The following is a 25,863-nucleotide window of genomic DNA, read 5'->3' as shown; positions in this document are numbered from 1 at the left end:
GGGTTCAGCAGCGGGCGGCCGCGGACAGTTCCGCCACCGCCGACTGGAGTTCTCGCTGCCGCAACGGGTTGACGCTCACCCAGTCGTCCTCGGCGCTGCTCACCCGCAACCGTCCACTCGGACCGTCCAACCAGGACAGTTCGGTGCCCGCCCTGGTGCGGCCCGTGTCCGTGCGGCGGGTGGCGCCGAACTGACCCCGGCCGCTCAGGCTCGGCAGCAGGTGGGCGAGCCGGTCCAGGGCCTGCGGGTCGCCGCCGCAGTCGCGGACCAGGTCGCGCAGCTGCCCCTCCTGTTCGGCACCGGCCCTGCGCACGGCCAGCGCGGGCAGGGTGATCGGCATCGACCTCGCGGGCGCCACCTCGGGCACCAGCGCGAGCAGGTGCTCGGCCAGCGCCGTGTCGGCGACCCGCTGGACCGCCACGGTGCCCGCGGGGTCCTCGTCCAGCTGCTGGCGGCAGACCAGTGCCCAGGACCGGTAGACCAGGGCCGCGACCCCGACCGCGCCCTCGCCGGTGACCAGCACCAGGTGCACGGTGCCCCGGTGCTCGCGCAGGGCCGTGACGACCTCGGCGGCCTCGCCGACGGGCCCGCTCTCCTCGGCCAGCCCGCTGGCGCACAGGGTCTGTCCGGCGGCGGCCAGCAGCAGTTCGCGCTCACCGGGGATCCGGCCGAAGCTGGGCACCCGCAGCGGGAACGGGAAGGGCACGCCCGCGTGCGCGCTGAGCAGGTCCAGCTCGACCAGTCCGAAGTGGGTCATGCCGGGTCACCGTCCGGGGCGCGCAGGGACCGCGCGATGGCGGCCTCGGTGTCCAGGTAGGTGGCCAGCGTGCCGCGCAGCGCCTGGTGGCAGTCGGACAGTTCGGTGTCGGCGGCGGTGACCTCCCCGGTGAGCCCGGACCGGCCCGCCGCCTCGCGCAGCCGGGCGGCCAGGTGCAGGGCGGGCGGTGCGGTGCCGAGCTGGGGCAGCCGCTCGGCCAGCCGCCCCGCCGAGGCCACCAGGGCGGTGGTCTGCTCGCCGAGCGCGGCCAGCGCGCTGGCCTGCGTGGTGAGTTCCTGCGGAATGACCTGGTACCCGGAGTTCACGACTCACCCCTGTCCGGTGCCAGCCCGATGACCGGGTTGGTCACCTGCTCGTCCAGTGCGAACAGCTGGTTGTCCACGGTGGGCATGCGGTTGCGGTGCTGCTCCTCGCGCTCGCCGCGACCGCGCGCACCGCCCGGCGGCATGCCGCCGCTGGCCCCGACCGGTCCCGGCGGGGCCCCGGCCCGCGCCAGCAGCGCGCGCTCGAAGGCCCCGCCGAAACCGGCGGCCGGTCCCGCGCCCAGCTGACCCGCGCCCAGCGGCGAGGCACCGACCAGTTGCCGCCACGGCACGCCGCCGCCACCTGCCGAGCCGCCGCCCCCGGCGTACCCGGCGAGGCCGGTCTCCGCGACCGCGCCCTGCTGACTGTCCACTGTGGATGAACGGGCGGCGGCCGGTGCGATGGCCTGTCCGCTGCTGGCCAGGCTCTGCTCGTAGCGCTGCATCACGTGCACCGCCTCGGCCTTGCGCTCGGCGGCGGCCACGTTGGCCAGGAACATGCTGCCGCCCGCCCCGGCCACCGCCCCCACGGCCGCACCGATCGCGGCGCCCGGCGCCGCGCCGACCCCGGCCGCGCCCGCCCCGACCACGCCGCCGACCGCCGCGCCCGCCGCGGCACCGGCCAGGCCGCTGGCCAGCGCCAGCCCCGTCGGGTCGCCCGGCGGCCGCGGCATGGAACTGCGCGCGGTGGCCAGTGCCTCGCCCGCACTGCCCGCTGCCTGCTGCACGGTGCCCGCGCGGGCACCACTGTCGGCGGCCCGCTCGCCCAGCGCGCCGATCCGGTCCGAGGCCAGCTCGGCCGCCTGGCCCGACCAGTTCGCCCGCAGCGCGTCACGCTGTTCGCGCAGGCTGTCGGCGTGCCCGCGCAACTCGGTGCCGTGCCGCCCCCACTCCTCGGACACCGCCGCCACGTCCGCGGGATCGGCGTTGGTCCACAGCATCTGGTAGAGCTGCTCGTGGGTGTAGGCGTTCCAGTTGGTGGCGCCCGGCGGGACCGGGGCGCCGAAGTAGCCCTCCCACACGTTGTGCAGCGCGTCCACCAGCGGTGTGGCCAGTTCGCCCAGGTGCAGGTCCGGCACCTGCTCCATCACTTCGATTCCCCCATCGCGTTGTGTGCCCGGCCCCCGCCAGGCGAGTGCGATTCTGTCGTCTGTCACGGGGCGGGCGGGCCCGGACGCGCTGTCTCAGTTGGGCCGTGGCGCAGGTGAGCCATCGGCCGATTGACCCCGGTCCGAGCCGCCGCCTAGGGTCCACTGCGTGCTGGACGCGCTGGACCCGGACTCCGCCCAAGGCCAGGTCTACCGGGCTCTGGTGAGCTCTCCCCGGTCCCGCGTTGCCGAGCTGGCGGCCCGCACCGGGCTGGCCGGTGACGCGGTGCGCGCGAGCCTGGCCGAGCTGTCCGCCGAGGGCGCGGTGCTGGTGGTGGACCCCCAGGCCGAGGTCTGGGACGCGCAGTCGCCCGCCGAGGTCACCGAGGCCCTGTTGCAGCGGGAGGCCGCGCGACGGGTCGGCGTGCGGCGGACCGGGATCGAGCTGGAACGGCTGTTCCGCACCGCACGGCAGGACAGCGGCAGCTACCCGGCGCTGGAGGTGGTGGAGGGCGGCGAGCGCATCCTGGCCACGCTCCAGCGCCTGCAAAGCGGCGCCCGGCGCTCGGTGCGGGGCATCGACCGGCCCCCGTACTACGGTTCCACCGGCTACTACGCGGACCAGGAGGTCATCCAGCGCGAGCGGATGGCCGCCGGGATCGCCTATCACTTCCTCTACTACGAGTCGGCCTGCTCGGACCCGGTCGTCGGGCCGAACATGGCCCGCATGATCGAGGCGGGGGAGCAGGCCCGCACCCTGGCCGAGCCGCCGATGAAGCTGCACATCGGGGACGAGGACCTCGCGGTGGTCACCCTGGAGACCGAGGACCGGTCCGACTTCGTGGCGCTCGTGGTGCGCCCCTCCGCCCTGCTCACCACGCTGTGCCAGGTGTTCGACACCCTGTGGAAGCTCGCCGTGCCGGTCTCGGTGGCCGACACCGGGGCCGAGATCGACCGCAGGGACCGGGGCATCCTGGTGCTGATGGCCAGCGGGGCCACCGACGAGGCGATCGCGCGGCGGCTCGACCTCTCGCGGCGGACCGTGGTGCGACGGGTGGCCGCCCTGCTGGAACAGCTCGGGGCGACCAACCGGTTCCAGGCCGGGGTGCAGGCGGCGCGGCGCGGCTGGCTCTGACCCGGCCTCAGTCCAGGACGAGCCGGTCGGCGATGCCCGCGGCGGTGAAGGCGCCGACGAACTCGGTCAGGCCCTCGGTGAAGTGCGCCCAGCTGTCCAGGTGCGCGGGCACCACGCGACGCGCCCCGAGCAGGCTCGCCGCGCGCGCGGCCAACTCGCTGTCCAGGGTGAGCAGCGCCCCGTCGAGCAGGGGAGTGCGTGCGGCGCCCGCGAACAGCACGGCCGTGTCCACCGGCCCGAAGCGCTCGGCGATCCGCTCCACCACCTCGATCGAGGCGTTGTCCCCGCTGACGTAGACCGTTGGCACGCCCTGCCCGGTCAGCACGAAGCCGATCACGTCCCCGGTCACCGGCTCGCAGCCCTCCGGCCCGTGCTGGGCGGGCACGGCGGTCACCACCAGCACCCCGCCGTCCGGCCTGGTCAGCCCGTGGGTCTGCCAGGGCTGAAGTCCGCGCGCGGTCCCGCCAAGGCGCCCGGCCCCGCTGGCGGTGGTCAGCACGAGCGGCACCTCGGCCAGCAGTTCGCGGCCGGAGTGGTCCAGGTTGTCCGGGTGCTCGTCGTGGGAGAGCAGCACCGCGTCCAGCCGTCCCAGCTCGGCGGCCCGCACCGGGGCGGGCCGGGTCTTGACCAGCGCCCTGCCTCCTGTGGGGTACTCGCCAGCGGGGTCGAAGGTCGGGTCGGTGAGCAGGCGCAGGCCGCCGATCTCGATCAGCACGGTGGGGCCGCCGAGCACGCGGAACTGGGGGTCGGACATGGTTACCTCACGGAGAATCGCTTGATTTGACGTGATGAACCGTAGTCCACGTCTCACGCGAGACGCAATGGGTTAGCATGAGAACCGTGCGGACCGCTGCGCTGCCGCCCGCCCCGGGCGAGGACCAGCACCCGGCGTTGGCCCTGGTCAACACCGTGCAGACCACCCCGGCGGGCAGTGCCGACCTGATCGCCGACCCGGAGCTGGCCGGATCGTGGCTCATCGGGCGCTCGCTGCTGCCCGAGCACGTGGGCTTCGGCGAACCCTGCACCACCCGGCTGCACGCCCTGCGTCAGGCGCTGCGCACCCTGCTGGCCTGCGCCACCTCGGCGAGCCCGCCGCCCGCCGCGGCCATCGCCGCCGTCAACACCGCGCTGACCGCCGCCCCCACCGCCGGGCTGCTTGCCTGGGACCCCGCCCAGGGCCTGCACCGCTCCGCCAGGCACCCGCTGGACCAGGCCACCGACCACTTGCTCGCCCGCATCGCCGTGGACGCCGTGGACCTGCTCACCGGGCCCGGTGCCGACAAGCTCGCCGCCTGCGGGGCCGCCCCCTGCTCGCGCTTCCTGGTGCGCACGCACGGCGCGCGGCAGTGGTGCTCGGTGCGCTGCGGGGACCGGATCCGCGCCGCACGCGCCTACGCCCGCAGGACGCACGGGTCCTCGACCTGAGCTGCTGCGCCGAGGTCTAGAGCCCGGCATTTCCCCCACGCACTCGGCCCGCTGTCATGCCCGGCGTGTACTCCAGGGCAGTCCTTGACGTAATCCAGGACACAGAATTTTTGTGTCAAGGCCCCGAGCGGGTATTAACTGACTTCGGGGAGTGAGCGCGGGAGGGGATGATCCGTCGGCATGGTGCTGCCCTCGTACGCCCAGCAGCAGATGTGGGCCTTGGCGCGGGTTGCCGGGGCCGGCGCGGCCGACAACCGGCCGATGGCCTTTGACCTGCGAGGAAACCGCCACCACGAGGTGTTCGCCCGTGCCATGGACCCGCTGGTGGTCAGGCACGAGTCGCTGCGCACCGTCCTGGTGGGGGTTGGTGGCGAGGGGCATCAGGTGATCGGATCATCAGCCATCGATCTCACCCTGACGGTCTACGGCCTCACTGAGAGTGAGAATGCAGACGATCGTCTACATGGGCTAATGCGCGACGACCCACAGGTGCCGTTCGTGCAAGCCACGGCTGAGGGCGAGGACAAGGTGGACTGCGGCCACTGGGACATGCTGGAGAGCGCCGAGCTGGACCGGATCCCCGCATGAGCGGCAGAACCAGCGTGGCCCAGGGGGTGCACGCCCAGGCCCTGCGCACGCCGGAGGCCGTGGCGGTGGTCGACGGCGCGCACCGGCTGGACTACGCCGCTCTGGACGCCGCGGGATCGGTTGTCGCGCAAGCGCTTTCCCGTAGCGGGGTCCAGCCGGGGCAGGCGGTGGCGATCGGCCTGCCCCGCTCCTGGCAGCTGATCTGCGCCATGCTCGGCGTCCTGCGGCTGGGCGCCCAGGTCGTGCCGCTGGACGGCCAGAGCCCGGCCGCGCGCCGCAGGCACATCCTCACCGACTCGGCGGCCGTGGCCCTGATCCACGGGGACACGCCGCCCGCCGATCTGCCCGACTCCGTGCGACCGCTCGCGGTGGCCGACCTGCTCGCGGCGCAACCCGGCGAGGTGGGCGAGCCGGAACCGCCCGCACCCGCCTCGTTCCTGTTCTACACCTCGGGAACCACGGGCCGTCCCAAGGGCGTGGAGGTCCGCGACGCGGGCGTGCTGCGGCTGGCCCGGCCCGGCTACCTCCGGATCGAGCCGGGCACGCGCTACTCCTGCCTGTCCAACCCGGCCTTCGACGCGCTGAGCTTCGAGGTCTGGGTGCCGCTGCTGACCGGCGGCTGCTGCGTGGTGCTCGCCGACGAGGCGGTGCAGACCCCGCACGAACTGGCCGCCGCGCTGCGCCGCGAGCGCGTGGACACCGTGTGGATGACCGCCGCGCTGTTCAACGCGGTCGTGGACGCGGTGCCGGACTGCTTCGCCGCGGCCAGCCAGGTCCTGGTGGGCGGCGAGCAGCTCAACGCCGCGCTGATCCGCCGCTGGTACCGCGACAACCCCGACAGCACCACCCAGCTCTACAACGGTTACGGGCCAACGGAGTCCACGACCTTCGCGCTGAGCCACCCGATCCCGCGCGAGTTCGGCGGGGACTCGGTGCCGATCGGCAGGCCGCTGCCCGGGACCGAGGCGCTGCTGGTGGTGCCCGGGGCCGAGCGCACGGCCGAACCCGGTGAGCTGGCCGAGCTGCACCTGGCCGGTGACGGGCTTGCCGCCGGCTACCGCAACCTGCCCGAGGAGACCGCGCACCGGTTCGTGACCCTGCCCTGGTACGACGAGGGCCGCGAGCGCTACTACCGCACCGGCGACCTGGTGCGCGCCGACGCCGAGGGGCTCGTGGAGTACGTCGGGCGCACCGACCGCCAGGTGAAGGTCCGCGGCTTCCGGGTCGAACCGGGCGAGCTGGAGCGGCGGATCCTGGCGCACCCGACGGTCCGGCAGGCCTACGTGTGCACCCGGCGCGACGGCGCGCACGGCCCGAACGAGCTGTTGGCCTACCTGGTCGCGGAAGACCTGTCCTACGAGGAGTTCGACCGGCACCTCGCCGGGGAGCTGCCGTCCTACATGCGACCGCACCACGTGTACCGGGTGGATGCGTTGCCGCTCAACGCCAACGGCAAGGTGGACCAGGCCGCGCTGCTGAGCCGCGAGGACCGGCCCTGGCGCCGTGAGTCCACTGAGGACACCGCAGTTACGGCCTGGCAGCGCGAGGTCCTGGACCTGGTGTCGCAGGTGCTCGGGATTGCCGACCCCCGGCTGGGCGACCACTGGATCGCCGGTGGCGGCGACTCGCTCAAGGCGCTGCGACTGCGGTTCGCCGCACGGCAGCGCTGGGGCTGTGAACTGCCACAATCCGTTGTCCTGCACGGCGACTTCGCCGAGTTGGCCGCCACGATCGCCGCGGCCAGGACGGGCACGACCAGGGCCTACCCGGTGCCCGCCGCTCCGACGGGCGCGAGCTCGGCACCGGCCACCAGCGAGCAGCAGCGGCTCTGGCTGTTCCAGCAGAGTTCCCCGCAGTCCTTGGCGTACAACGTGAACCTGGCCTTCCGCATTGACGGTGAGGTGGACGCCGCGGCACTGCGGGGTGCACTGCGCGGCTTGGTGGAACGCCACCCGGCGCTGCGCACCTCGTTCGAGGCGACCACCGAGGGCCTGCGCCAGGTGGTGTGCGAGCCGTACGACCCATGGACCGAATCCAGCCGTGATGAGTTCTTCGGCACGGCCTTCGACCTCGCACAGCACCACATGCTGCGCGCGAGCTGGGTACCCGGACAAGGCGGGGGCGAGCTCCTGCTGTGCCTGCACCACATCGCGGTCGACGGCTGGTCGCTCAACGTGCTGCTCCGCGACCTGTCGGCCGGGTACGCGCAGACCCCGCTCAGTGACAGCGCACGCACTCCGCTGGACTTCGCCGCCTGGCAGACGGAGTGGTTCGCCAGCCCGGCCTACCTCGCCAAGTGCGAGGAGCTGCGCGCCCACTACGCGCAGGTGGACCGCGCGCCGGAACCGTTGCGCCCGGCCAAGTCCCCGGCGGCGGCACTGCTGCACACCACCCTGGACACCGCGCGCCGCGAGCAGGTGGACCGGCTCTGCGCGGAGCTGGGCCTGACCCGTTTCCAGCTGCTGCTCGGGGTCTACGTCTGGAGCCTGTACGGGGTCACCGGGCGGCGGAGCCCGTGCGTGGCCAGTCCGGTCGCGAACCGGCCGGTCCAGGAGTTCGAGTCCAGCGTCGGCATGTTCGCCAACACCGTGCTGCTGCCGCAGGACGTCGTGCCCGGCGAGGACCTGCGCGGGCAGTTGCTGAGGCTGGGCGCTGCCACGCGGGAGGTGCTGGACCGCCAGGAGGTCGCGCTGTCCGACGTGCTCGCCGCGGGACAGTCGCCGATCGACTTCCTGTTCGTGCTGGAGAACACCGAGTTCTCCGCGCTGGCGCTGCCCGGCTGCGCGGTCCGTCCACTGTGGCCGGTACCGGCCGCGGCCAAGTGCCCGCTGACCATGTCCGTCGTGGCCGGACCGGAGGGCTTCGACTGCCTCTGGGAGTACGCCCAGGACTGCTTCGAGACCGTCGAGGTCGTGGCGATGGCCGAGCTGTTCGAGCGCGGGCTCGACCTGCTCGCCGCGGGTGGCGCCGCGACGCCCGCCGAGCTCGTGGCCTCCTACCGCCGATCGCTGCCCGAGCACGGCCGCGGCGAGCAGACGCCGTTGCACAGCAAGACGATCGCCGACCTGGTCGCCAGGCAGGTCGTGCTCACGCCCCAGGCCCCGGCCCTGATGTCCGCGGACGGCCCGGTCAGCTACGCCGAACTCGACGCCTACGCGACGGCGCTGGCCGCCGAGCTGCCCGCCCCGACGGGCTCGTGCAGCGTGGCCCTGTACTTCGAGCCCTCCGTGGAGCACGTGGTCTCGTTGCTGGCGCTGGCCAAGCTCAACCTGACCGCCGTGCCGCTGGACCCGGCCTACCCGCCCGACCTGCTCCGGCAGGTCATCGAGCAGGTCGACCCGTTGTGCGTGCTGCTCGCGCCCGGCGCCGAGTTCGACGCCATCGACCCCGGTGACGTGCCCCGGCACCCGGTCGTGCTGTCGGCCGCCGAGGCGCCCGCCGTACCGCCGCACGAGGGCACCCGCCCGCTCTACACCCTGTTCACCTCCGGCTCCACCGGGACGCCCAAGGGTGTGCAGGTCCCCGACCGGACCCTGGTCAACCTGCTCCAGTGGCAGGCCGGGTCCGGCGGCCTGGCGTTGCCCGCCGCGACCCAGCAGTTCTCCATGCTGTCCTTCGACGTGTCCTTCCAGGAGGTCTTCGGCACGCTGTCCTCGGGTGGCTGCCTGCACCTGGTGCGGCCCGACTGGCGCCACGACGTGCCCGCGCTGTTGGACCAGCTGGAGTCCGCCGGGGTGGAGCGGATCTTCCTGCCGTACGTGGCCCTGCAACTGCTCGCCGAGCACGGCGTCCGGTTGGGGCGCTACCCCTCACGGCTGCGCGACGTGGTCACCGCGGGCGAGCAGTTGGTCTGCACGGAGGCGATCCGCCGCTGGTTCGCGGGCCTGCCGGGGGCGCGCCTGTTCAACCACTACGGCCCCACCGAGACGCACGTGGTGAGCAGCCTGTGCCTGGACGGGGACCCGGCCCGGTGGCCGGAGCGCCCGGCGATCGGCAGGCCGGTGCCCAACGCGGTGCTGCGCGTGGTGGACGAGTCCGACCAGGCCGTGCCCCCGGGCTGCGTGGGCGACCTGCTGATCGGCGGCCTGGCCGCGCGGCGCTGCTACCTGGGCGACCCCGAACGCGACGCCGAGCGCTTCGTGGAACTGCCCGGGGTCGGCCTGTGCTACCGCAGTGGGGACAAGGCGTACTTCGACCGGGACGGCCTGCTGCACTTCGTGGGCCGCGAGGACCAGCAGATCAAGCTGAGCGGTTACCGCCTGGAGCTCGGACAGGTCGAGGCGGCACTGTTGCGGCACCCGGAGGTCGTCAACGCCGCAGTGGTCCGTGACGGGGACAGCCTGGTGGCCTGCGTGCAGTGCCGTCAGCGGCCCACTGCTGAGGAACTCGCCGCCCACCTGGCGCAGTTCCTGCCCGCACACGCCCGAGTGGACCGGTTCCGCCTGCTGGCCGACCTGCCGCGTACCCCCAGCGGCAAGGTCGACCGGGCGGCGGCGTTGCGCGCACCCGGCGAGGACCTGCGCCGTGGCGGCCCCGCGAACCGGCCCATGCTCTCACCCCGCGAGGCGCAGCTGGCGGAGCTGTTCGAGCAGGCGACCGGCTCGCCCATCGGCCCGGACCAGACCTTCTTCCAGGCGGGCGCCTCCAGCCTCGGGCTGATGCGCTTCCACCTGCACTGCACCCGCGAACTCGGCCCGATCTTCACCGTGGCCGACCTGTTCGAGCACGTGACGGTCCGCGCGCTGGCCCGGATGATCGGTGGACCGGAACCCGTTTCGGCACAGGAGGTCGAGCCGATCGCCGCGGAGTTCGAGATCGCGTTCGACTCGGCGAGCACCCCGGCGTTGGCCTCGGCGTTCAGCTCGGTGTAGCGCTCGCCGTGGTCGATCGTGGGCCGTAACGAATCGTAGGGCCCCGCGATGCGTTGGCTGGCAACATCCGACGCAGGGGGGCCGCCGTGGCACTCACCGATTGGTTGCGCAATCTGTTCACCGCCCCGCGCGAGCTGGTCGCACACCAGCTCGGCCAGGCAGGGGCGGACCCAAGGCAGGTGTTCCGGAAGTTCCGGATGCGCCGCAGCTACCGGATCAGGTACATGGTGCTGGGCGGTCTGATCATCCTGGCTGGGCTCGCCACGCCGTGGGTGATCACGCAGTTCACCCCGCCCGGTGGCTCGGTCACCCTCAACGGCACGATCTACGACGCGGGGAGCACCTTCTCCAACGGCTTCGACTTCGGCGACTCCGCCAAGGGCCAGGGCGATTCCCTGACCCTCAGCGGGATCGCCAACATCGAGTGGGCGGCGGGCGTGGTGCTCGCGACCGGCCTGTTCCTGCTGATCGTCAACCCGCAGGAGCCGAGCCCGCGCACCCGCTTGGTCAACTTCCTCGTCTCCCTGCTGCCCAGGCTGTTCAACTTCTTCACGATCTACGCGTTCGTCAGGTACGCGTGGTGGTCCTTCGCCGAGGACGGCGTACAGCAGGACACCGTGCGGCACTTCCTGTTCCTCAACGGGGGAAGCCAGGCCGCACTGGACGCCACGCGCTGGATCGCCGTCTACCCGCTGCCCGGGTTCTTCATCACCCTCTTCGGTCTTGTGCTCGCCGCCATCGGCCTGTACTCGGGCACCTCCCGGCTGACCGAGGAACAGATCGCGGCCCGCAACCAAGCCGGGCTCGCTGTTGTACGAGGGCTGCTCAGTTTTGTCGGGAGAGTCATCGCGACCGCCATCCTCATCGCGTTGCTGCTCGCCGTGCTCGTCAACACCGTTGACTTCCAACACATCCAGATCGGGTGATCACGCTCCGGTCGTCTCGTGCGCGACGGACGAGGTCTGTCCATAGTAGAACGCCGCCACCCGGTAGGAGGCCGTGTGCTCCTGCTCCAGCGGGTAGACCCCGACCTCGTTGACCCCCGGCCCGAGCACGGCGGCCACCCGCACGGCCGAGCCGTTGGCCGGGGTCACCTCCAGCAGGTAGCCGTCCTCGTCCCGAGCGTGGTCGGTCCAGCTCAGGTGGACCCCGTCGGTGCCCACCGCCTCCGCGTGCAGGTCGGTGGGGCCCGCGCCGCTGTTCTCCTTGTCGCGCAGGGAATTGTGGGGCCCGGGCGAGCTCGGTCTGCTGCGCGGGGCGGCCCAGTCGCCCTCCGGCGCCGCCGGTCCCGAGCCGGTCGGCAGGGCCACCGCCACCGAGGTCGACTCCCGCCCGAACACGGTGCGCACCCGATAGTAGAAGTCCGTCCGCGGGATGAGCTCGCTGTGCGTGTAGCTGGTGGCGTTCGCGGGCAGGAAGGCCAGTTCGGTGAACTCGCCCCCGGCCTGGTTGCGGTACTCCAGCACCTGTCCCAGTGCGGTGTCCGGCGCCGCGGGCCAGGTCAGCCTGATCTCCGTCGAGCCCGTCCTGGTCGCGGTGAGCCCGCTGTCCGCGGTGCAGGCGGCGAGGCCCAGAACGAGCAGGACCGCCCCGAGCCTCGCCCGCACAACGCTCACTTGCGCCAGAAGTGGACGTCGCTCCAGTTCACGGTGATGCTGCCCGAGCCGGAGCTGGTCTTGTAGGCGCCGATCTTGTCGTAGAACGCGCCGCCCGGGGCGTTGTTGTCGGTGTAGGCCAGCGAACCGTTGATGTACACGCGCAGGGTGTGCGCCTGCACGTCGTGCACCGTGTTGACCCGCACGGCGGTGCCGACCTTGGCGATGCCGCTGTTGATCGTGCCACCGCCCTCCACGCTGTAGAGGCGGCCGGTCTTCTCCACCGCCAGCATGAAGTACGGACCGTCGTCCCCGTTGAAGGTCTGCTTCAGGCTGATCCGGTTGCCGCCCATGCTGCTGATGGTGAAGGTGCCGCCGAACTGCCGGACCCCGGAGGAGTAGTTCGTGCCGCCGCCGGAGTAGTTGCGGTAGCGGCGTTCCGCGCGCGGCGCGCCGTTGCCGCACGCGTCGAACGCGCTGGCCGAGGGCAGGCTGAAGGTCAGGCCGTTGACCTTGCCGCCCTGGCAGGTCTGCACGTCGTAGGACGGGGAGTCCTCGGTCCAGTTGCCCGATTCGACCGGTCCCGCAGCGAAGGCCGAGGGGGCCAGGCCCACCAGGGCGGCACAGGCCACCAGTACGGGGAGAACGCGGATTTTCACGGCAGGAGCTCCATTTCCGCCAGGCACCGCGGAGGTCCGCACGAGGGGAGGGCGGCGATTCCCTGTCGTGCCATCGATCTCCGCGAGCCGAAGGTCAAGTAGCAGCCCTGACAGGAAAGCAGCGCCGGTGACGCGTGTCAACGGGCTGCACAGTGTTCAGGAACGTGAACGCGACCGGGTTCCGGCCACGGCCAGCAGCACGATCGCGCTGAACGCGAGGGCGACCAGCACCATCGAGGCCCGCGGGGCGATCAGGTCCTGGGCCCCGCCGAGCAGACTGCCCAGCAGCGCCACACCCAGCGCGCCGCCGGTCTGCCGCGCGGCGTTGAGCACCCCGCTGCCCAGACCGGCCTGGGCCGGGCCGAGCGAGCTCATCGCCGTGGCGGTCATCGCGGGCATGGCCAGGGAGCAGCACCCGAACAGCACCGAGCCCACGAGCAGCACGGCGAGCGGGCCGTGCACGTCCAGTGTCGCGAGTACCGCCGAGCCGAGGGCGCCCGCGATGCCACCGGCCACCATGGGCGCGCGGGTGCCCAACCGCGCCACGACCCGGCCCGCGAGGAACGCGTTGGTGCCGACCGCGAGGGTCAGTGGCAGCAGCGCCAGACCGGCGGCCCAGGGCACCAGGTGCAGGGACTGCTGCAAGTACAGGGAGAGCACGAACAACGTGCCGTAGAGGCAGAAGTTGAACAGGAAGCCGATCGCGCTCGCGGCGCTGAACGCGCGGTTGCGGAAGACACCGAGCGGCAGCATGGGCGCGCTGGCGTTCGCCTCGACGAGCACGAACCCGATGGCGGCGCACACACCGACCGCCAGCAGCCCGAGCACGACCGGACTGGTCCAGCCGCGCTGACCGGCCTCGATCATGCCCGCCGCGAGACAACCCAGTGCCGCCACGCTGAGCAGCTGCCCCGCGAGGTCCACGCCGACCTGGCGCTGGCGGGGCGCCTCCGCGACGGTCCAGCGGGTCAGCAGCACTGCCAGTACCGTCACGGGCAGGTTGACCAGGAAGATCGTGCGCCAGCCCACGAGGTCCACGGCGAACCCGCCGAGTACCGGCCCAGCGGCCAACCCGAGACCGCTCATGCCGCCCCAGATGCCCAGGGCGTGCGCACGCCGCCGCGCGTCAGGGAACTGGTGCACGATCAGCGCCAGCGAGGCGGGTAGCAGTACCGCGGCGCCGACACCCTGCACGGCGCGGGCGGCCACCAGCACCGCCTGGCCGGGGGCGAGCGCGCAGGCCGCCGAGGACAGCGCGAACACCACGAGCCCGAGCTGGAACGCACGGCGGGCACCGGCCTGGTCCGAGCCCGCGCCTGCCGTCAGCAGCAGGGCGGCCAGCGCGATGGTGTACGAGTCGACCACCCATTGCAGGCCCTCCAGCGTGCCGCCGAGATCGGACCGGATGGCGGGCAGTGCGACGTTCACGATGGTGGCGTCCAACGTGATCATCAGGAAGCCCAGGCAGATCGCGGTCAGCGCGAGGCCGGGGCGGGTGACGGGTGCCAGCACGAGATGATCTTCCACCGGTCCAGCCAAGCCGGTGGCCGGGCACCCGGTCCACGACCGGCCGCCTAGCACTGGTAGGCGCAGACTCCCACCGCAGGTCAGCGGCGGTAAAGTCGCCGGGTGGAGCTCAGGCGGCTCAGGTACTTCGTGGCGGTGGCCGAGGAACTGAACTACGGGCGGGCCGCCGCCCGGCTGAGGATCAGCGGGCCCTCGCTGTCCCAGCAGGTCAAGGCGCTGGAGCGGGACCTGGGCGCGCAGCTGCTGATCAGGGACCGCCGCCACGTGGAGCTGACCCCGGCCGGGGCCCGGCTGCTGGCCGACGCCAGGCAGATCCTGTCCCTGGTCGAGAGCGCGGTCAACCGGGTCCAGGGCTCGGGCGCGGACGTGCTGCGGCTGGGCTACGTGAGCTGGCTGCCGCCCGAGGTGGCCGCGCTGGTGGCCCCGGCCGTGGAACTGCGCGTGGACGAGTGGGTGCTGCCCTCGCACACCCAGGTCGAGCGGGTCGCCGACGGCAGCCTGGACCTGGCCGTGGCCTGGGCCCTGCGCCCCGAGGTGCGGAACAACGGACTGGTCGCCCACCTGCTGCGCTGCGAGCCGCTGACCGCCTTGCTGCCCGCCGGGCACCGGCTGGCGCGCGAGAAGCAGGTGCCCGCCGACCAGGTGGTCGCGCTGGTCGACGAGGACGAGACCTCCTGGGCCTCCTGGAACCGGTTCGCCGAGGACTTCGTGCGCTGCACCGGGGCCCGCCAGGTGCGGGTCGCCAACGGGGGCATCGCCGGGCGCGCGTTCCACGACCACGTGGCGCGGTTGCGTGCCCCCGTGCTGCGCTCGCCCAAGCAGCACCCGGCGCCGGTTCCGCCCGGCCTGGCGTCCCGGCCGGTCACCGGGCCCACTCCGCTGTGGACCTGGTCCCTGCTGCACCGCGCGGACGACACCCGCGACTCGGTCCGGCACGTCGTGGAGAGCCTGCGCCAGATCGGCGAGGTCGCGCGCTGGCACGGGCCGCCGGACATGGCGGGCTACTGGCTGCCCACCGAGGACCCGCACCGCCGTGGTTGACTTCGGTACTGGGCAGGGGAGGAGCGGGACGCATGGCCGACTACGACAGGGGAGTGGAGCTGCTCCAGCGACTCGGCGGGGTGGCACGCCCAGCCGTGCTGGAGCTGTTCGAGGGCGTCGGCGCGGCGGACTTCGGCGCTGAGGCCGTCGCCTTCGTGTACGGCGGCGTCTACCAGCGGCCCGACTTGTCCTTGCGGCACAGGCAACTCGTCACGGTCGCCGCGTTGAGCACCCTGGGATACGCCCAGGCCCAGCTCGACTTCCACCACACCGCCGCCCGCAACCTGGGCTGCACCGAGCAGGAACTCCGGGAGGCCGCGGGAACCGCGGGAGAAGTCGGCGCCCTCGATGAGCGGAGTCGGCTGCTCGTGCTGGTCGCCGCCAGCACGGCTCGCGGCGGCGTGGGTCCGGAACTGCGCGAACACCTCCTGCGGCTGCGCGACTCCGGCGGTGAACGCGCGGCCGTGGAGGTCATCCTGCACACGGCGGTCTACGCCGGGTTCCCCGCCGCGCTCAACGCACTGGCCATTGCCCGGGAGGTCCTCCGACCCGGCGGGTGAGGCGCCGGTCAGGGCGCTGTCAGCTGGATGTCAGCCGCCAGGGTGAACCTGGATCCAGGTGACACCTGGACGGAGGACGCCGTGACCATCGAGTCCATGCCCGCACTGCACGGGGTGCGGACCCCGCTCCCGGGACCGCGCAGCGCGGAACTGCTGGCCAGGCAAGCTGATCGCGAGTCCGCCGCGCGGTCCTACCCGCGCCGCCTGCCGATCGCGCTGCGCCGGGGCAGCGGCAGCTACGTCGAGGACGCCGACGGCAACGTCTTCATCGACTTCCTCAACGGGGCCGGGGTGCTGCCGCTGGGGCACTCCCACCCCGAGCTGATCGGCGTGGTGCAGCACCAGGCGGCTGAACTCGCGCACGGGCTGGACTTCCCCACGGCGGTGAAGGACGAGTTCACCACGGCCTTGCTGAGCACCCTGCCCGAGGCCATGCGGTCCACGGCGAGGGTGCACTTCAGCGGGCCCACCGGCACCAACGCCGTCGAGGCGGCGCTCAAGCTGTGCCGCACGGCAACCGGCCGCAGTGAGGTCGTGGCCTTCCACGGCGGTTTCCACGGTATGACGGCGGGTTCGCTGGCGGCCTCCTCGGAGGGCTCGCTGCGCGCCAGCTCACCGGGCGTGCACTTCCTGCCCTTCGCCTACTGCCACCGCTGCCCGCTCGGCCTGCGCCCGGAGTCCTGTGACACCAACTGCGCCGCCTACCTGGAACGGGTGCTCACCGGCAGCCACACGGGGTTGGCCAGGCCCGCCGCGGTGCTGCTCGAACTCGTGCAGGGCGAAGGCGGGGTCGTGGTCGCACCGCAGGAGTTCGTGCGCCGGGTGCGCGAGGTCACCGCGCGGCTGGACATCCCCCTGATCGTGGACGAGGTGCAGACCGGTTGCGGTCGGACCGGTCGCTGGTTCGCCTTCGAGCACTACGAGATCGAGCCGGATGTGCTGGTGCTGTCCAAGATGCTGTCCGGCTCCGGCATGCCCACCGCCGTCGTGGTCTACCACGAGCGGCTCGACAGCTGGCGGCCCGGCGCGCACACCGGCACCTTCCGCGGCAACCAGCTCGCCTTCGCCTCCGGCACGGCCTACCTCCGCATCGCCAGGCGGGACGGCCTGCTGGAGACCGTGTCCGCGCGGTCGACCCAGCTCAGACGCGGCCTCGACGAGCTGGCCGCACGACTGCCGCAGCTGATCTCCGAGGTGCGCTCGCTCGGGCTGATGCTCGGTGTGGAGTTCAGCCACGCCGACGGCAGCCCCTGGCCGGAGGCGGCCAGCGCCACGCAGCAGGAGGCACTGGCCCGTGGCCTGATCGTGGAGATCGGCGGCCGTGCGGACTGCGTGGTGCGCATGCTGCCCCCGCTCAACCTGGACGAGGCAACGGCACACCATGCACTGGAACTGTTCGGTGCCGCCGTGGAAGCGGTGTCGAAGCGGTTCGCGTAGGGGCCTGCGGCGGTGCGGTGCGGTGCGGTGCGTGTCGGACGGTGCGGGGTGGTGTGTTGGGGGTTGGGGGCGGCGTGTTCGGTGTTCTGGGGTGGTGTGTTGGACGTTCGGGGGTGGTGTGTTGGCGGTTGGGGGCGGCGTGTTCCGGTGTGTGTCGTGAGTCCGGCTGTGTGAGGCGCGAGTCCCGGTCGCGGGTGGGCGAGTCCCGGGCTAGGAAGAGCGAGTCCCGGTCTCGGGTAGGCGAGTCCCGCTCTGGGGAGGGTGAGTCCCGGTGTGCGGGGTGCGGGTCCCGCTTTGGAGGGGGTGGGTTCTGCCTTGTGAGGTGCAGGTCCGGCTGTGCGGTTGGGGATTGGCGAGGTGTGTCGGGGTTGGGGGTGTGGGGTTGGTTTGGTGCGGGTCCCTCGCGGCGGCCGTAATCGGGGTTTCCGGGGCATGGAGGGATGCCCCGATTCGCCGACGAGCGTAAGGCCGCCGCTACCCGCACAAAACCAACCCCGGGTTGGTGGGGGTGTGCGGGTGCGCGGTAGGCGGGGATTGTGGTGCGTGTCGGGCGTTGCGGGGCGGTGTGTCGGACGTTGCGGGGTGGTGTGTTGGTGGTTGGGGTGCGGTGTGTTGGACGTTGGGGTGTCGCGTGTTCGGTGTTCCGGGGTGGTGTGTTGGCGGTTGCGGGATGGTGTGTTCGGTGTACCGGGGCGGCGTATTGGCGGTTGCGGGGTGGTGTGTCGGACGTTGGGGTGCCGCGTGTTCGGTGTTGCGGTGCGGTGTGTTGGCGGGTGTGGGGTGGCGTGTTGGCGGCTGTGGGCGGCGTGTCCCGCTGACCGGAGCGCGAGTCCCGGGCTGAGGGGCGCGAGTCCCGGTCTGGGGTGGGTGAGTCCGGGGCTCCGGTGGGCGTGGCCCGCTGACCGGAGCGCGTGTCCCGTTGTGGGGAGCGCGAGTCCCGGTCTGGGGCGGGGGAGTCCCGCTGACTAGAGCGTGAGTCCCGTTGTGGGGAGGGTGAGTCCCGGGCTCCGGTGGGCAGTTTCGTCGACTGGCTCGGGTTGGGTTTTGGGTGTGGTCACCCACATGGGTAGGCATTGGTGGGCAACGGTTTTGGGGTGGATTGGGGGGTAGAATTGTTGGTATGACAGCATTCGTGGAGGCTCGGCCTGCCGCAGGGTTGTGGCGGTTGGGGGACGCGGAGCTGTTGGGTGAGTTGCAGGACGCGGAGGTGGTTCTGCGGCAAGCGTATGCGCGGGTGTTGGGGTTGGTTGCGGAGGCGGGTGCGCGGGGTGTGGCGGAGCGGGTGGGGTATCCGAGCTTGAGTGAACTGCTGCGGAGTGTTCTGCTTGTCAGTAAGCGGGAGGCGAAGCAGAGGATTGTCCACTCGGCTGTTTCGGTGCCGGTTCCGCTTGAGCCTGAACAACTTTCGGTGATCAACCGGGTGCTGCGGGAGTTGCCGCCACACGTCGGTACGGCCGACCGGGAGCAGGCTGTCGAGTTCCTGGCAGCGGCGGCCCAGTCGCTGGACGCGTCCTGCCTGGTGCCGCTGGGCCGGGAGATCGTCAACCGGCTGGATCCCGACGGGGCGCTACCGGGTGAGGACGAGCTCGCCCATCCCCGACGAGAATTCCGTTACGACACGCGGCGGGACGGGTCAGTGCGGTTCCAGGGGTGCTTGGACGCGGAGACCGGCGCCCTGCTGGGGGCCGTGCTCAGCCCGCTGGCGAAACCACACGGCGCAGGCGACACCCGCCCCCTGCCCGAACGGCAAGGGGATGCGTTCGCGGAACTACTGGAGACCAGCACCACCCCCACTGAAGGCGGAGAACGCCCGCACATCGCGGTGACAGTTCCGCTGACAACACTCCAGAACGGGCTCGGAACCGCCGAACTCGCCCCATCAGCGATCCGCCGACTGGCCTGCGACGCGAAAGTCCTCCCAGCAGTACTGGGCAGCAACTCCGAACCACTCGACGTGGGCCGCATCACCTACACCGTGCCGCCCCACCTTCGACGAGCACTGGTCCTCCGCGACAAACACTGCGCGTTCCCCGGATGCAGAAGACGACCCAGCACCTGCCACGCGCACCACATCGTCCACTGGGCGAATGGCGGAGACACGGCGCTGGCCAATCTGGTGCTGCTGTGCGGAATGCACCACAGACTGGTCCACCACAGCGGCTGGACGGTGCGAATGGTCAACGGACAGCCGGAATTCACGGCGCCCGCGTTCCTCAGGCGAGGACGAAGAGCGGGCAGTCAGGGCAAGGTGCCCAGTGGGCCGGGGGCGGCGAGCACGGCCTTGGCCTCGGCGAGCGGATCGCGGTACGGGGAGAGCAGGCGCTCGGCGAGGTGGGAGTGCAGGCGGGCGACGGAAACCACGGCGAGGGCGCCGAGCAGGGAGAGCAGGAGGAAGCAGGCGGCCATGAGCAGGGCGGTGGGCAGATCGCCGACGAACACGCCGATGCCGCCACGGCCCTCGGGGCCGCTGGGGAAATAGCCGAGTTTCACGCCGTGTTCGAGGTGGCCGTTGTACCAGGTGGGGGCGGACAGCCAGAACCACAGGGGCAGGGTCACCCCGGCGACACAGGCGAGCCACAGCACGAGGGCGGCGAGGTCGAGCAGGGCGAGCGGCAGGTACAGCAGGCCGAGGTAGGCGCAGTCGCGGAGCACGGCGGGATCGGTCCACCGGGCCTTGATCATGGCGAGCAGGCCGTGTTCGGGGGAGGGCAGGTAGGAGCTGTCGATGCGCTGGCCGAACAGCCGGGTGCGGTGGCGTTCGACCTCGGCACAGCCGCGCACGACGAGGGCGGCGCCGATGAGCAGGGGCACGCCGAGCGAAAGCAGGCTCAGGGCCCAGCAGACGAGCACGACGGTGGCGACAACGGCGAACAGCGCGGTGTCGAGCACGAGGTAGCTCAGCAGGTAACCGCAGGCAATCCACGGGGCGGCCGAGAACGGCAGCGTCAGCGGACTGCGGCGGTGCCGCAGGATCACCCGACGCTCCGCAGCAGCGATTCGACAGCGCTGAGCCGGGCGTTCACCTCGCTGAGTTCGGCGCGCAGGGCCTGCTGGTTGGCCACGGCCTCCTCGGCCAGCTTGCGGTAGCTGGCCATGGCGACGGCGTCGGCCCGGTGCCGCTGCAACCGGAAGTAGGCGACCAGGCTGGCCGAGATCCCGCCAATGACGATCAGCACGACGGCGATGGTGATGATGGCCCCGGTCATCGGGAGGTCGATCTCCTTCATGTTCTCGTCTGCTTCCCACCAGCCACGCCATCCTCGTCCTCGCGCAGCGCCCCGAGCACGACATCGAGGTTGATCACGAGTTCGAATGGCATGAGTTCGAAGTACTTCATCGCTTTGCCGTCCGGCGAGAGTTCGAGCGTACCGGTGACCAGACCGGCTTTCTCCAGGCGCCCCAGGTGCATGTACAGCAGTGGCCGGGACAGTTCCAGCCGACGGGCCAGCTCGCTGACGTGCACACGCCCCTCGGCCAGCTCGCCGATGATCCGCAGTCGCTGGGTGTGGCCCACCGCCGCGAGCAACTCCAGCAGTTCCTCGCTGGTCAGAGGATCTCCCTCGGTTCGCGGGTCCTGAAGGTTTGAATTTACATATGAAAGACTGAGGCGGTCAAGCGGGCACGCCCCAGTTTCACCAGGTCCGCCGGAATGTTCCGGCCGAGCTGGTAGCCTCGTTCACACCTTCGTAGTTGAGGGCGCAACAGATCTGTGCATGCGATGCAGCAGGGGGGCTGGGATCATGCGATTCACAGACGTGTCCAGAACCGGTCGGAAACGGCACTGCGTGCCGGGCTGCTGACATGCAGTTGGAGATCAGGCACGCCAGGGTGGTGGTGACCCTCGCCGAGGCCGGAAGCATCTCCAAGGCGGCGGCCCGGCTGAAGCTGCCACAGCCGAGCCTGACGGCGCAGTTGCGGCGGATCGAGCAGGTGACCGGGGGAGAGCTGTTCATTCGCTCCAGCACGGGCATCACCCCGACCAGGCTGGGCAGGCGGCTGGTGCCCATGTTGGCGGAACTGGTGGCCAAGGCGGACGCGGTGCTGGCCGAGGCCACCTCCGAGGCGGCGACGCTGCGCTTCGGCGTGGCCGAGTGGACGCCGACCACGCTGCCCGCGGCGGTGCAGGGCAGCATGCCCGGCCGCGAGGTCCGCACGGTGACGCTGACCAGCGCGGCGGCACTGGCCGAGGTCATCGGCGGGCAGCTCGACCTGGTGCTGGTGTCCGGACCGGCGGAGGTGCCCGCACTGGGCATGGACGCGGGGCTGGCCACGGAGGTCGTGGTGACCGAGCCGATCTGGGTTGCGGTGCCCCAGGAATCACCGGTGAGCGGCCAGAGCCGGGCGCACTACGCTGAGTTGACCGAACTGCCCTGGGTACGGCACGTGCCGGAGCACTGGGTGCACGAGGTCGAGCGCTGGCTGACCGCGGGCGGCGGGTTCGAACCCGAGGTGCTGCACGAGGTGGCGGGGCACGCCGAGGCGATGATCTGGGTGCGGGACGCGGGAACGGCCACGCTGGTCACGCCCAGCGGCTGGAGCCGCGGCGCCGGGCTGGTGACAATCGACGAGCCGCTGCACAGCGAGTTGAAGCTGGTCTGGCGGCCAGGTGCGGTAGAGGAGGAGACCGTGCGCACGCTGACCGCGGCGCTGCGGAGCTACTACGCGGACTACGCGAGGACGGTGCCGGGGCTGGTGTCCTGGGCGCGGGAACATCCCGGTGAGTTCCCGCAACTGGAGGGATTCGCCGAGCCGGGCTGAGGTGTCAGCGTGCTGTCAGCGCCCCGGGGGACGCTGGCGGCATGGAGAGCGCCGACCTGACCGACCGCTGCCTGGCGCGCATCGCCGAGCTCGACCCGGCGGTCAACGCGGTGCTCGCGGTGGACCCGACCGCGCGGGCCCAGGCCGAGGCCGCGGACCGGCGTCGTGCCGCCGGGCGGCGGTTGAGTCCGCTGGACGGCATCCCGGTGCTGGTCAAGGACAACATCGACACCGAGGGGCTGGGCGGCAGCTGTGGTTCCCGCCTGCTGACGGCCCCGCCGGTGCGCGATGCCGGGGTGGTGCGGGCGCTGCGCGCGGCAGGCGCCGTGCTGCTGGGCAAGACGAACCTGTCGGAGTGGGCGAACTTCCGCGCCGCCGTGGTCACCGAGGGCTGGTCCGGGGCGGGCGGTCAGACCCGCAACCCGCACGTGCTGTCCCACAGTCCGTGGGGGTCCTCCTCCGGGTCGGCCGCCGCCGTGGCCGCGGGCATGGCCCCGCTGGCGCTGGGCACCGAGACCGACGGCTCGATCGTCGGTCCCGCGGGCGCCTGCGGGGTGGTCGGGTGCAAGCCGGAGCCAGGTCTGTTGCCGGGAAACGGGATCTGCCCGGTCTCCCCGGCGCAGGACAGCGTCGGGGTGTTCGCCGCGCACGTGCGGGACGCGCTGTCGGCAGTGGCTGTGCTCAGCGGCGGGCAGTGGCCGCCTGCCGAGCCGGGCCCGATCAGGTTCGGCTGCTGGCACCCGTCCGGTATGCCGGAGGAATCCGTCGAGCTCGTCGCGTCGGCGGCCGACCGGTTGCGGGCCGCGGGCAACGAGGTCGTGCCGGTGCGGCTGGAGCTGCCCAGGTCGTTGCGGGCCGACGGGTTGCGCGCGCTGTTCGCGGAGTTCCGGCCCGCGCTGGAGGACTACCTCGCGCGGCGGCCGGGCAACCCGGGCACCCTGCGCGAGCTGATCAGGTTCAACCGCACCGATCCCGTGGAGCTCGCGCTGTTCGAGCAGGACCTGTTCGAGCAGTGCGCGGACATTGACGAGCGCGAGCGACTGGCCGCGGTGCGGGCCGGGGTCCTGGCACGGGCCGCCGCGCGGCAGGTGATCGACACCGTGCTGCGCGAGCACGGTGTGGACGCGGTGCTCGCGCCGTCCAACCCGCCCGCCTGGCCGATCGACCACGAGGTGGGCGATCCGTTCCCCAGTTCGAGTTCGACCCCCGCGGCGCTGGCCGGGTACCCGGTCGTCTCGGTGCCGGTCGGCTGCCACGGCGACCTGCCGGTGGGCATGTCGGTGTTCGGCCCGGCCACGCTGGCCGGGTTGCTGCCCGCCGCACTCGCCGCGGCGGCGGTCGGCGTGCTGCCCGCGCCGCGTTTCCTGCCCTGACCACGCCAAGGAGCGCACCATGCAGTTGGAGAAGGCCACCGAGGGCGGCACCACCGCGATCATCGTCCACATCGGACCCGAGGAGGACCCCGCCGAGGCGCGCGCCCAGGCGGAGGACCTGCTGCCGGTGCACGGAGCCGTGCTGCTGCGCGGCCTGGGCATCAGCGACCCGGACTCGTTCCACGAGGCGGTGCGCGGTTTCGGCAGCCCGACCATCGACAGCTACCGCGGCGGCAACACCCCGCGCAGCACCGTGTCCGAGGGGGTGTTCACCTCCACGGAGTACCCGGCGCGCTACGAGATCACCCTGCACAACGAGCTGTCCTACGCCCACCAGTGGCCGTCCCGGCTGTTCTTCTGCTGCCTGGTGGCCGCCGAGACCGGTGGCGCCACCCCGGTCTGCGACGGCCGTGCGCTGCTGGCCGATCTCGACCCGGCGGTGCGCGAGCGCTTCGAGTCCCGGCAGGTGGCCTACCACCAGCACCTGCACGGCGGGCATGGGCTGGGCAAGTCCTGGCAACAGACCTTCGAGACGCGGTCGCGTGCGCGGGCCGAGGAGTACCTCACTGCGGCGGGCGCCCGGTTCGCCTGGACGACCGAGGGCGGGCTGCGGGTGACGCAGGTCCGCGCGGCCGTGCGGCAGCACCCCGCCACCGGCGAGCCGGTGTGGTTCAACCAGGCCACCCAGTGGCATCCGTCCAACCTGCCTTACGACGAGGCCGACCTGCTGCTGTCCGTTGTGGACAGTGAGCTCGACCTGCCGCATTCGGCGAGCTACGGGGACGGCGGGGCGATCGGCGCGGACGACCTGGCGCAGGTGCGCCGGGCGGAGCGGCGCAACAAGCTGTCGGTGCCCTGGCGGCCCGGCGACCTGATGATGATCGACAACATGCTGGTGCTGCACGGGCGTGAGCCGTTCACCGGCAGCCGCAAGGTGATCGTGTCGATGACCTGAGACCTGAGGAGCACCGGGACATGCGCGAATCCGAAGGAGCCAACGTGGGTGGCCGTGCCTACCGGCCCCTGTCCGAGCGGGAGCGGAGGGAGCGGGCCGAGCGCACCGGCGGCGAGCCCGAGTTCGACTTCGGCGCCAGCGCCGAGAGCACCCCCTACATCGACTACCACCACGTGGACGTCCTGCTGAGCTTGCAGCACCCGCGCACCCAGGAGCCCGCGGAGCTGTCGTTCTACATCTGCGGGCAGGTCCAGGAGTTGCTGTTCAAGCTGCTGTTCACCGAGGTGAACCTGGCCAGGGACCTGCTGTTCGCGCGGCGGCTGGACCCGGCGCTGGCCGTTCTGCGCCGCACCGAGCGGACCCTGCGCGTGCTGGTCACCACCTGGGAGCCGCTGAGCACGATCACCGTGTCGGAGTTCCACAACTTCCGCGACGAGCTGGGCGAGGCCTCCGGGTTCCAGTCCTACATGTACCGGCAGCTGGAGTTCGCGCTGGGCAACAAGTCCCCGCGCATGGCCGAGGCGCACCGCGGGGTGGACTGGGTCTACAAGCAGGTGGACGCGGCCCTGCGGGCGCCGAGCCTGTACGACGCGGCGCTGAGCTACCTGCACTCGCAGGGGGTGGAGCTGCCCGCCGGGTGCTTCACCCGCGACCCCGCCGAGCCCGCACCGCACGACCCCGCCGTGCAGGCCGCCTGGGCGCGGGTCTACCGCGAGCCCGAGCGGCACCACGGTCCGTACCTGCTCGCGGAGGCCCTGTCGGACCTGAACTACCAGTACGCCCGGTGGCGCAGCACGCACCTGCTGACCGTCGAGCGGGTGATCGGCGGCAGACCCGGCAGCGGGGGCACCGACGGGGTCGGCTGGCTGCGGCGCATCGCCGAGCACCGGTTCTTCCCCGAGCTGTCCGCCGCCCGCTGCACGGGCTGAGCCGTGGCGGTGTACCGGGGGTTCGACCAGGCCACCCTGGACCGCGAGTACTCGCCCAGCTCGCGGGTGGCGGACATGGGCGTGTACCTGCGCGAGTACGCCAGCGCCAGCCTGGCCGCCAGGCGGGCGCTGGCCTTCCGGGAGTACCGGTACGGCCCGCTGGACTGCGAGCGGCTGGACTTCTTCCCCGCCGGGCGCGCGCGGGCGCCGTTGGTGGTGTTCGTGCACGGCGGCTACTGGCAGGAGCTGGACAAGTCGGATTCCTCTTTCCCCGCAACGGGTTTCCTGTCCGCTGGCGCCGCGTTCGCCGCGATCGGGTACGGCCTGGCGCCCGCGTTCTCGCTGCCGGAGATCGTCGACCAGGTCCGCAGGGCGCTGCGCTGGCTGCTGGCGCACGCCGGGGAACTGGGCGTGGACCGGATCCACCTCGTGGGCCACTGCGCCGGGGCACAACTGGTGCTGGCGGCACTGCTGGCCGACGAGGCCCTGGCCGCGGTCTCGGGCGTCACGGCGCTGAGCGGGGTCTACGACCTGGAGCCCGTGCGGCTGAGCTACGTCAACGGCCCGCTGGGGCTCGACCGGCGGACGGCCGCCGAGCTGAGCCCGATCCGGCAGTTGTGCCGACCCCTGCCGCCGCTGCTGGTGGCCGTGGGCGGCATCGAGACCGCGGAGTTCGCGCGCCAGCACGAGGAGTTCGTGCTGGCTGCCCGGCGCTGGGCCCCGGTGCGGGACCTCGTGCTGCCCGCCCGCAACCACTTCGACATCCCGTTCGACCTGGCCGATCCGGCGAGCCCGCTGGGCGCCGCGCAGTCGCGCGCGCTGGGTCTGCAGTGAGGAGCACC

General features: G+C 72.2%; 23 protein-coding genes and 1 pseudogene. 14 read left to right on the top strand and 10 right to left on the bottom strand.

Annotated elements, in window-relative coordinates:
- Window positions 1–4: 4 nt before the first annotated feature.
- From KALB_RS29150 to KALB_RS29140, 3 genes are read right to left on the bottom strand one after another with little or no spacing between them, the layout of a single operon-like run.
- The gene (locus KALB_RS29150; protein WP_025359215.1) at window positions 5–757 is read right to left on the bottom strand and encodes an ESX secretion-associated protein EspG; all 753 of its coding nucleotides are present in this window, start codon (window positions 755–757) and stop codon (window positions 5–7) included.
- Window positions 754–1,083: a hypothetical protein gene (locus KALB_RS29145; protein WP_025359214.1), complete on the bottom strand. Its 330-nt coding sequence runs from the start codon at window positions 1,081–1,083 to the stop codon at window positions 754–756. Before KALB_RS29145 ends, KALB_RS29150 begins: the two co-directional genes overlap by 4 nt.
- Entirely contained in the window at window positions 1,080–2,168 is a 1,089-nt protein-coding gene (locus tag KALB_RS29140; RefSeq protein ID WP_148309708.1) for a WXG100 family type VII secretion target, read from the bottom strand. The genes KALB_RS29145 and KALB_RS29140 overlap by 4 nt, the downstream gene beginning before the upstream one ends.
- A 169-nt stretch (window positions 2,169–2,337) precedes the next feature.
- On the opposite strand from KALB_RS29140, the gene KALB_RS29135 reads away from it, so the two are divergent.
- The gene (locus tag KALB_RS29135) at window positions 2,338–3,303 is read left to right on the top strand and encodes a helix-turn-helix transcriptional regulator (RefSeq protein WP_025359212.1); all 966 of its coding nucleotides are present in this window, start codon (window positions 2,338–2,340) and stop codon (window positions 3,301–3,303) included.
- A gap of 7 nt (window positions 3,304–3,310) precedes the next feature.
- On the opposite strand, the gene KALB_RS29130 is transcribed toward KALB_RS29135, so the two are convergent.
- Entirely contained in the window at window positions 3,311–4,057 is a 747-nt protein-coding gene (locus tag KALB_RS29130) for an MBL fold metallo-hydrolase (RefSeq protein WP_025359211.1), read from the bottom strand.
- A gap of 86 nt (window positions 4,058–4,143) precedes the next feature.
- Here KALB_RS29130 and KALB_RS29125 point away from each other — a divergent pair, with 86 nt between their 5' ends.
- From KALB_RS29125 to KALB_RS29110, 4 genes are all read left to right on the top strand, one after another.
- Complete coding sequence (locus KALB_RS29125) at window positions 4,144–4,728, top strand: CGNR zinc finger domain-containing protein (RefSeq protein ID WP_025359210.1); 585 nt, start codon at window positions 4,144–4,146, stop codon at window positions 4,726–4,728.
- Window positions 4,729–4,908: 180 nt separating this feature from the next.
- Window positions 4,909–5,316 carry a condensation domain-containing protein gene (locus tag KALB_RS29120; RefSeq protein WP_025359209.1) on the top strand — a complete coding sequence of 136 codons (408 nt, stop codon included), beginning with the start codon at window positions 4,909–4,911 and terminating at the stop codon, window positions 5,314–5,316.
- Entirely contained in the window at window positions 5,313–10,187 is a 4,875-nt protein-coding gene (locus KALB_RS29115) for a non-ribosomal peptide synthetase (protein WP_081789585.1), read from the top strand. Before KALB_RS29120 ends, KALB_RS29115 begins: the two co-directional genes overlap by 4 nt.
- 86 nt (window positions 10,188–10,273) lie before the next feature.
- Complete coding sequence (locus KALB_RS29110; protein WP_148309707.1) at window positions 10,274–11,113, top strand: hypothetical protein; 840 nt, start codon at window positions 10,274–10,276, stop codon at window positions 11,111–11,113.
- On the opposite strand, the gene KALB_RS29105 is transcribed toward KALB_RS29110, so the two are convergent.
- The 3 genes from KALB_RS29105 to KALB_RS29095 form a co-directional block, all read right to left on the bottom strand.
- Window positions 11,114–11,803, bottom strand: coding sequence for a fibronectin type III domain-containing protein (locus KALB_RS29105; protein ID WP_148309706.1), 690 nt, complete (start codon window positions 11,801–11,803; stop codon window positions 11,114–11,116).
- Window positions 11,800–12,441 (bottom strand): hypothetical protein, encoded by a 642-nt coding sequence (locus tag KALB_RS29100; protein ID WP_025359208.1) that lies wholly within the window; start codon window positions 12,439–12,441, stop codon window positions 11,800–11,802. The genes KALB_RS29105 and KALB_RS29100 overlap by 4 nt, the downstream gene beginning before the upstream one ends.
- Before the next feature lie 156 nt (window positions 12,442–12,597).
- Window positions 12,598–13,953, bottom strand: a complete 1,356-nt coding sequence (locus KALB_RS29095; protein WP_025359207.1) for a DHA2 family efflux MFS transporter permease subunit — start codon at window positions 13,951–13,953, stop codon at window positions 12,598–12,600.
- Between the two features lie 117 nt (window positions 13,954–14,070).
- Here KALB_RS29095 and KALB_RS29090 point away from each other — a divergent pair, with 117 nt between their 5' ends.
- From KALB_RS29090 to KALB_RS50320, 4 genes and pseudogenes are all read left to right on the top strand, one after another.
- Window positions 14,071–15,009: a LysR family transcriptional regulator gene (locus tag KALB_RS29090; protein WP_025359206.1), complete on the top strand. Its 939-nt coding sequence runs from the start codon at window positions 14,071–14,073 to the stop codon at window positions 15,007–15,009.
- Window positions 15,010–15,041: 32 nt separating this feature from the next.
- Entirely contained in the window at window positions 15,042–15,569 is a 528-nt protein-coding gene (locus tag KALB_RS29085) for a carboxymuconolactone decarboxylase family protein (RefSeq protein ID WP_025359205.1), read from the top strand.
- Between the two features lie 81 nt (window positions 15,570–15,650).
- Window positions 15,651–17,006: an aspartate aminotransferase family protein gene (locus KALB_RS29080; RefSeq protein ID WP_025359204.1), complete on the top strand. Its 1,356-nt coding sequence runs from the start codon at window positions 15,651–15,653 to the stop codon at window positions 17,004–17,006.
- A 1,120-nt stretch (window positions 17,007–18,126) separates the two neighbouring features.
- Window positions 18,127–19,143 (top strand): annotated as a pseudogene (locus KALB_RS50320) (HNH endonuclease signature motif containing protein); the annotation flags it as partial.
- Window positions 19,144–19,244: 101 nt separating this feature from the next.
- Here the strand turns inward: KALB_RS50320 and KALB_RS49505 are convergent.
- From KALB_RS49505 to KALB_RS29065, 3 genes are read right to left on the bottom strand one after another with little or no spacing between them, the layout of a single operon-like run.
- On the bottom strand, window positions 19,245–19,982 hold the full coding sequence (locus KALB_RS49505) for a sensor domain-containing protein (protein ID WP_025359203.1): 738 nt from the start codon (window positions 19,980–19,982) through the stop codon (window positions 19,245–19,247).
- Entirely contained in the window at window positions 19,979–20,233 is a 255-nt protein-coding gene (locus tag KALB_RS29070; RefSeq protein WP_236650051.1) for a hypothetical protein, read from the bottom strand. The genes KALB_RS49505 and KALB_RS29070 overlap by 4 nt, the downstream gene beginning before the upstream one ends.
- A complete protein-coding gene (locus tag KALB_RS29065) occupies window positions 20,230–20,532 on the bottom strand; it encodes an ArsR/SmtB family transcription factor (RefSeq protein WP_236650050.1) in 303 nt (100 codons plus the stop codon). The genes KALB_RS29070 and KALB_RS29065 overlap by 4 nt, the downstream gene beginning before the upstream one ends.
- A 275-nt stretch (window positions 20,533–20,807) precedes the next feature.
- On the opposite strand from KALB_RS29065, the gene KALB_RS29060 reads away from it, so the two are divergent.
- The 5 genes from KALB_RS29060 to KALB_RS29040 are packed head-to-tail and all read left to right on the top strand — an operon-like array spanning window position 20,808 to window position 25,855.
- Window positions 20,808–21,764, top strand: a complete 957-nt coding sequence (locus KALB_RS29060) for a LysR family transcriptional regulator (protein WP_025359200.1) — start codon at window positions 20,808–20,810, stop codon at window positions 21,762–21,764.
- A gap of 41 nt (window positions 21,765–21,805) precedes the next feature.
- Entirely contained in the window at window positions 21,806–23,137 is a 1,332-nt protein-coding gene (locus KALB_RS29055) for an amidase family protein (RefSeq protein ID WP_025359199.1), read from the top strand.
- Window positions 23,138–23,156: 19 nt separating this feature from the next.
- Complete coding sequence (locus KALB_RS29050; RefSeq protein ID WP_025359198.1) at window positions 23,157–24,092, top strand: TauD/TfdA family dioxygenase; 936 nt, start codon at window positions 23,157–23,159, stop codon at window positions 24,090–24,092.
- Between the two features lie 20 nt (window positions 24,093–24,112).
- Window positions 24,113–25,021, top strand: a complete 909-nt coding sequence (locus KALB_RS29045) for a tryptophan 2,3-dioxygenase (protein ID WP_081789583.1) — start codon at window positions 24,113–24,115, stop codon at window positions 25,019–25,021.
- Window positions 25,022–25,024: 3 nt separating this feature from the next.
- Window positions 25,025–25,855: an alpha/beta hydrolase gene (locus KALB_RS29040; RefSeq protein WP_042220901.1), complete on the top strand. Its 831-nt coding sequence runs from the start codon at window positions 25,025–25,027 to the stop codon at window positions 25,853–25,855.
- Window positions 25,856–25,863: the final 8 nt, after the last annotated feature.

The organism is Kutzneria viridogrisea DSM 43870 (genome assembly GCF_000525635.1).
Lineage (GTDB): Bacteria > Actinomycetota > Actinomycetes > Mycobacteriales > Pseudonocardiaceae > Kutzneria > Kutzneria viridogrisea.
This window is presented reverse-complemented; position numbering and strand designations above follow the sequence as displayed.

Bases quoted from the DNA above. Each gene is read 5' to 3' on its own strand.
- KALB_RS29150 (WP_025359215.1), bottom strand. From the start codon at position 757: ATGACCCACTTCGGACTGGTCGAGCTGGACCTGCTCAGCGCGCACGCG.
- KALB_RS29140 (WP_148309708.1), bottom strand. From the start codon at position 2,168: ATGGAGCAGGTGCCGGACCTGCACCTGGGCGAACTGGCCACACCGCTG.
- KALB_RS29130 (WP_025359211.1), bottom strand. From the start codon at position 4,057: ATGTCCGACCCCCAGTTCCGCGTGCTCGGCGGCCCCACCGTGCTGATC.
- KALB_RS29120 (WP_025359209.1), top strand. From the start codon at position 4,909: ATGGTGCTGCCCTCGTACGCCCAGCAGCAGATGTGGGCCTTGGCGCGG.
- KALB_RS29115 (WP_081789585.1), top strand. From the start codon at position 5,313: ATGAGCGGCAGAACCAGCGTGGCCCAGGGGGTGCACGCCCAGGCCCTG.
- KALB_RS29085 (WP_025359205.1), top strand. From the start codon at position 15,042: ATGGCCGACTACGACAGGGGAGTGGAGCTGCTCCAGCGACTCGGCGGG.
- KALB_RS29070 (WP_236650051.1), bottom strand. From the start codon at position 20,233: ATGAAGGAGATCGACCTCCCGATGACCGGGGCCATCATCACCATCGCC.
- KALB_RS29060 (WP_025359200.1), top strand. From the start codon at position 20,808: ATGCAGTTGGAGATCAGGCACGCCAGGGTGGTGGTGACCCTCGCCGAG.
- KALB_RS29055 (WP_025359199.1), top strand. From the start codon at position 21,806: ATGGAGAGCGCCGACCTGACCGACCGCTGCCTGGCGCGCATCGCCGAG.
- KALB_RS29050 (WP_025359198.1), top strand. From the start codon at position 23,157: ATGCAGTTGGAGAAGGCCACCGAGGGCGGCACCACCGCGATCATCGTC.
- KALB_RS29045 (WP_081789583.1), top strand. From the start codon at position 24,113: ATGCGCGAATCCGAAGGAGCCAACGTGGGTGGCCGTGCCTACCGGCCC.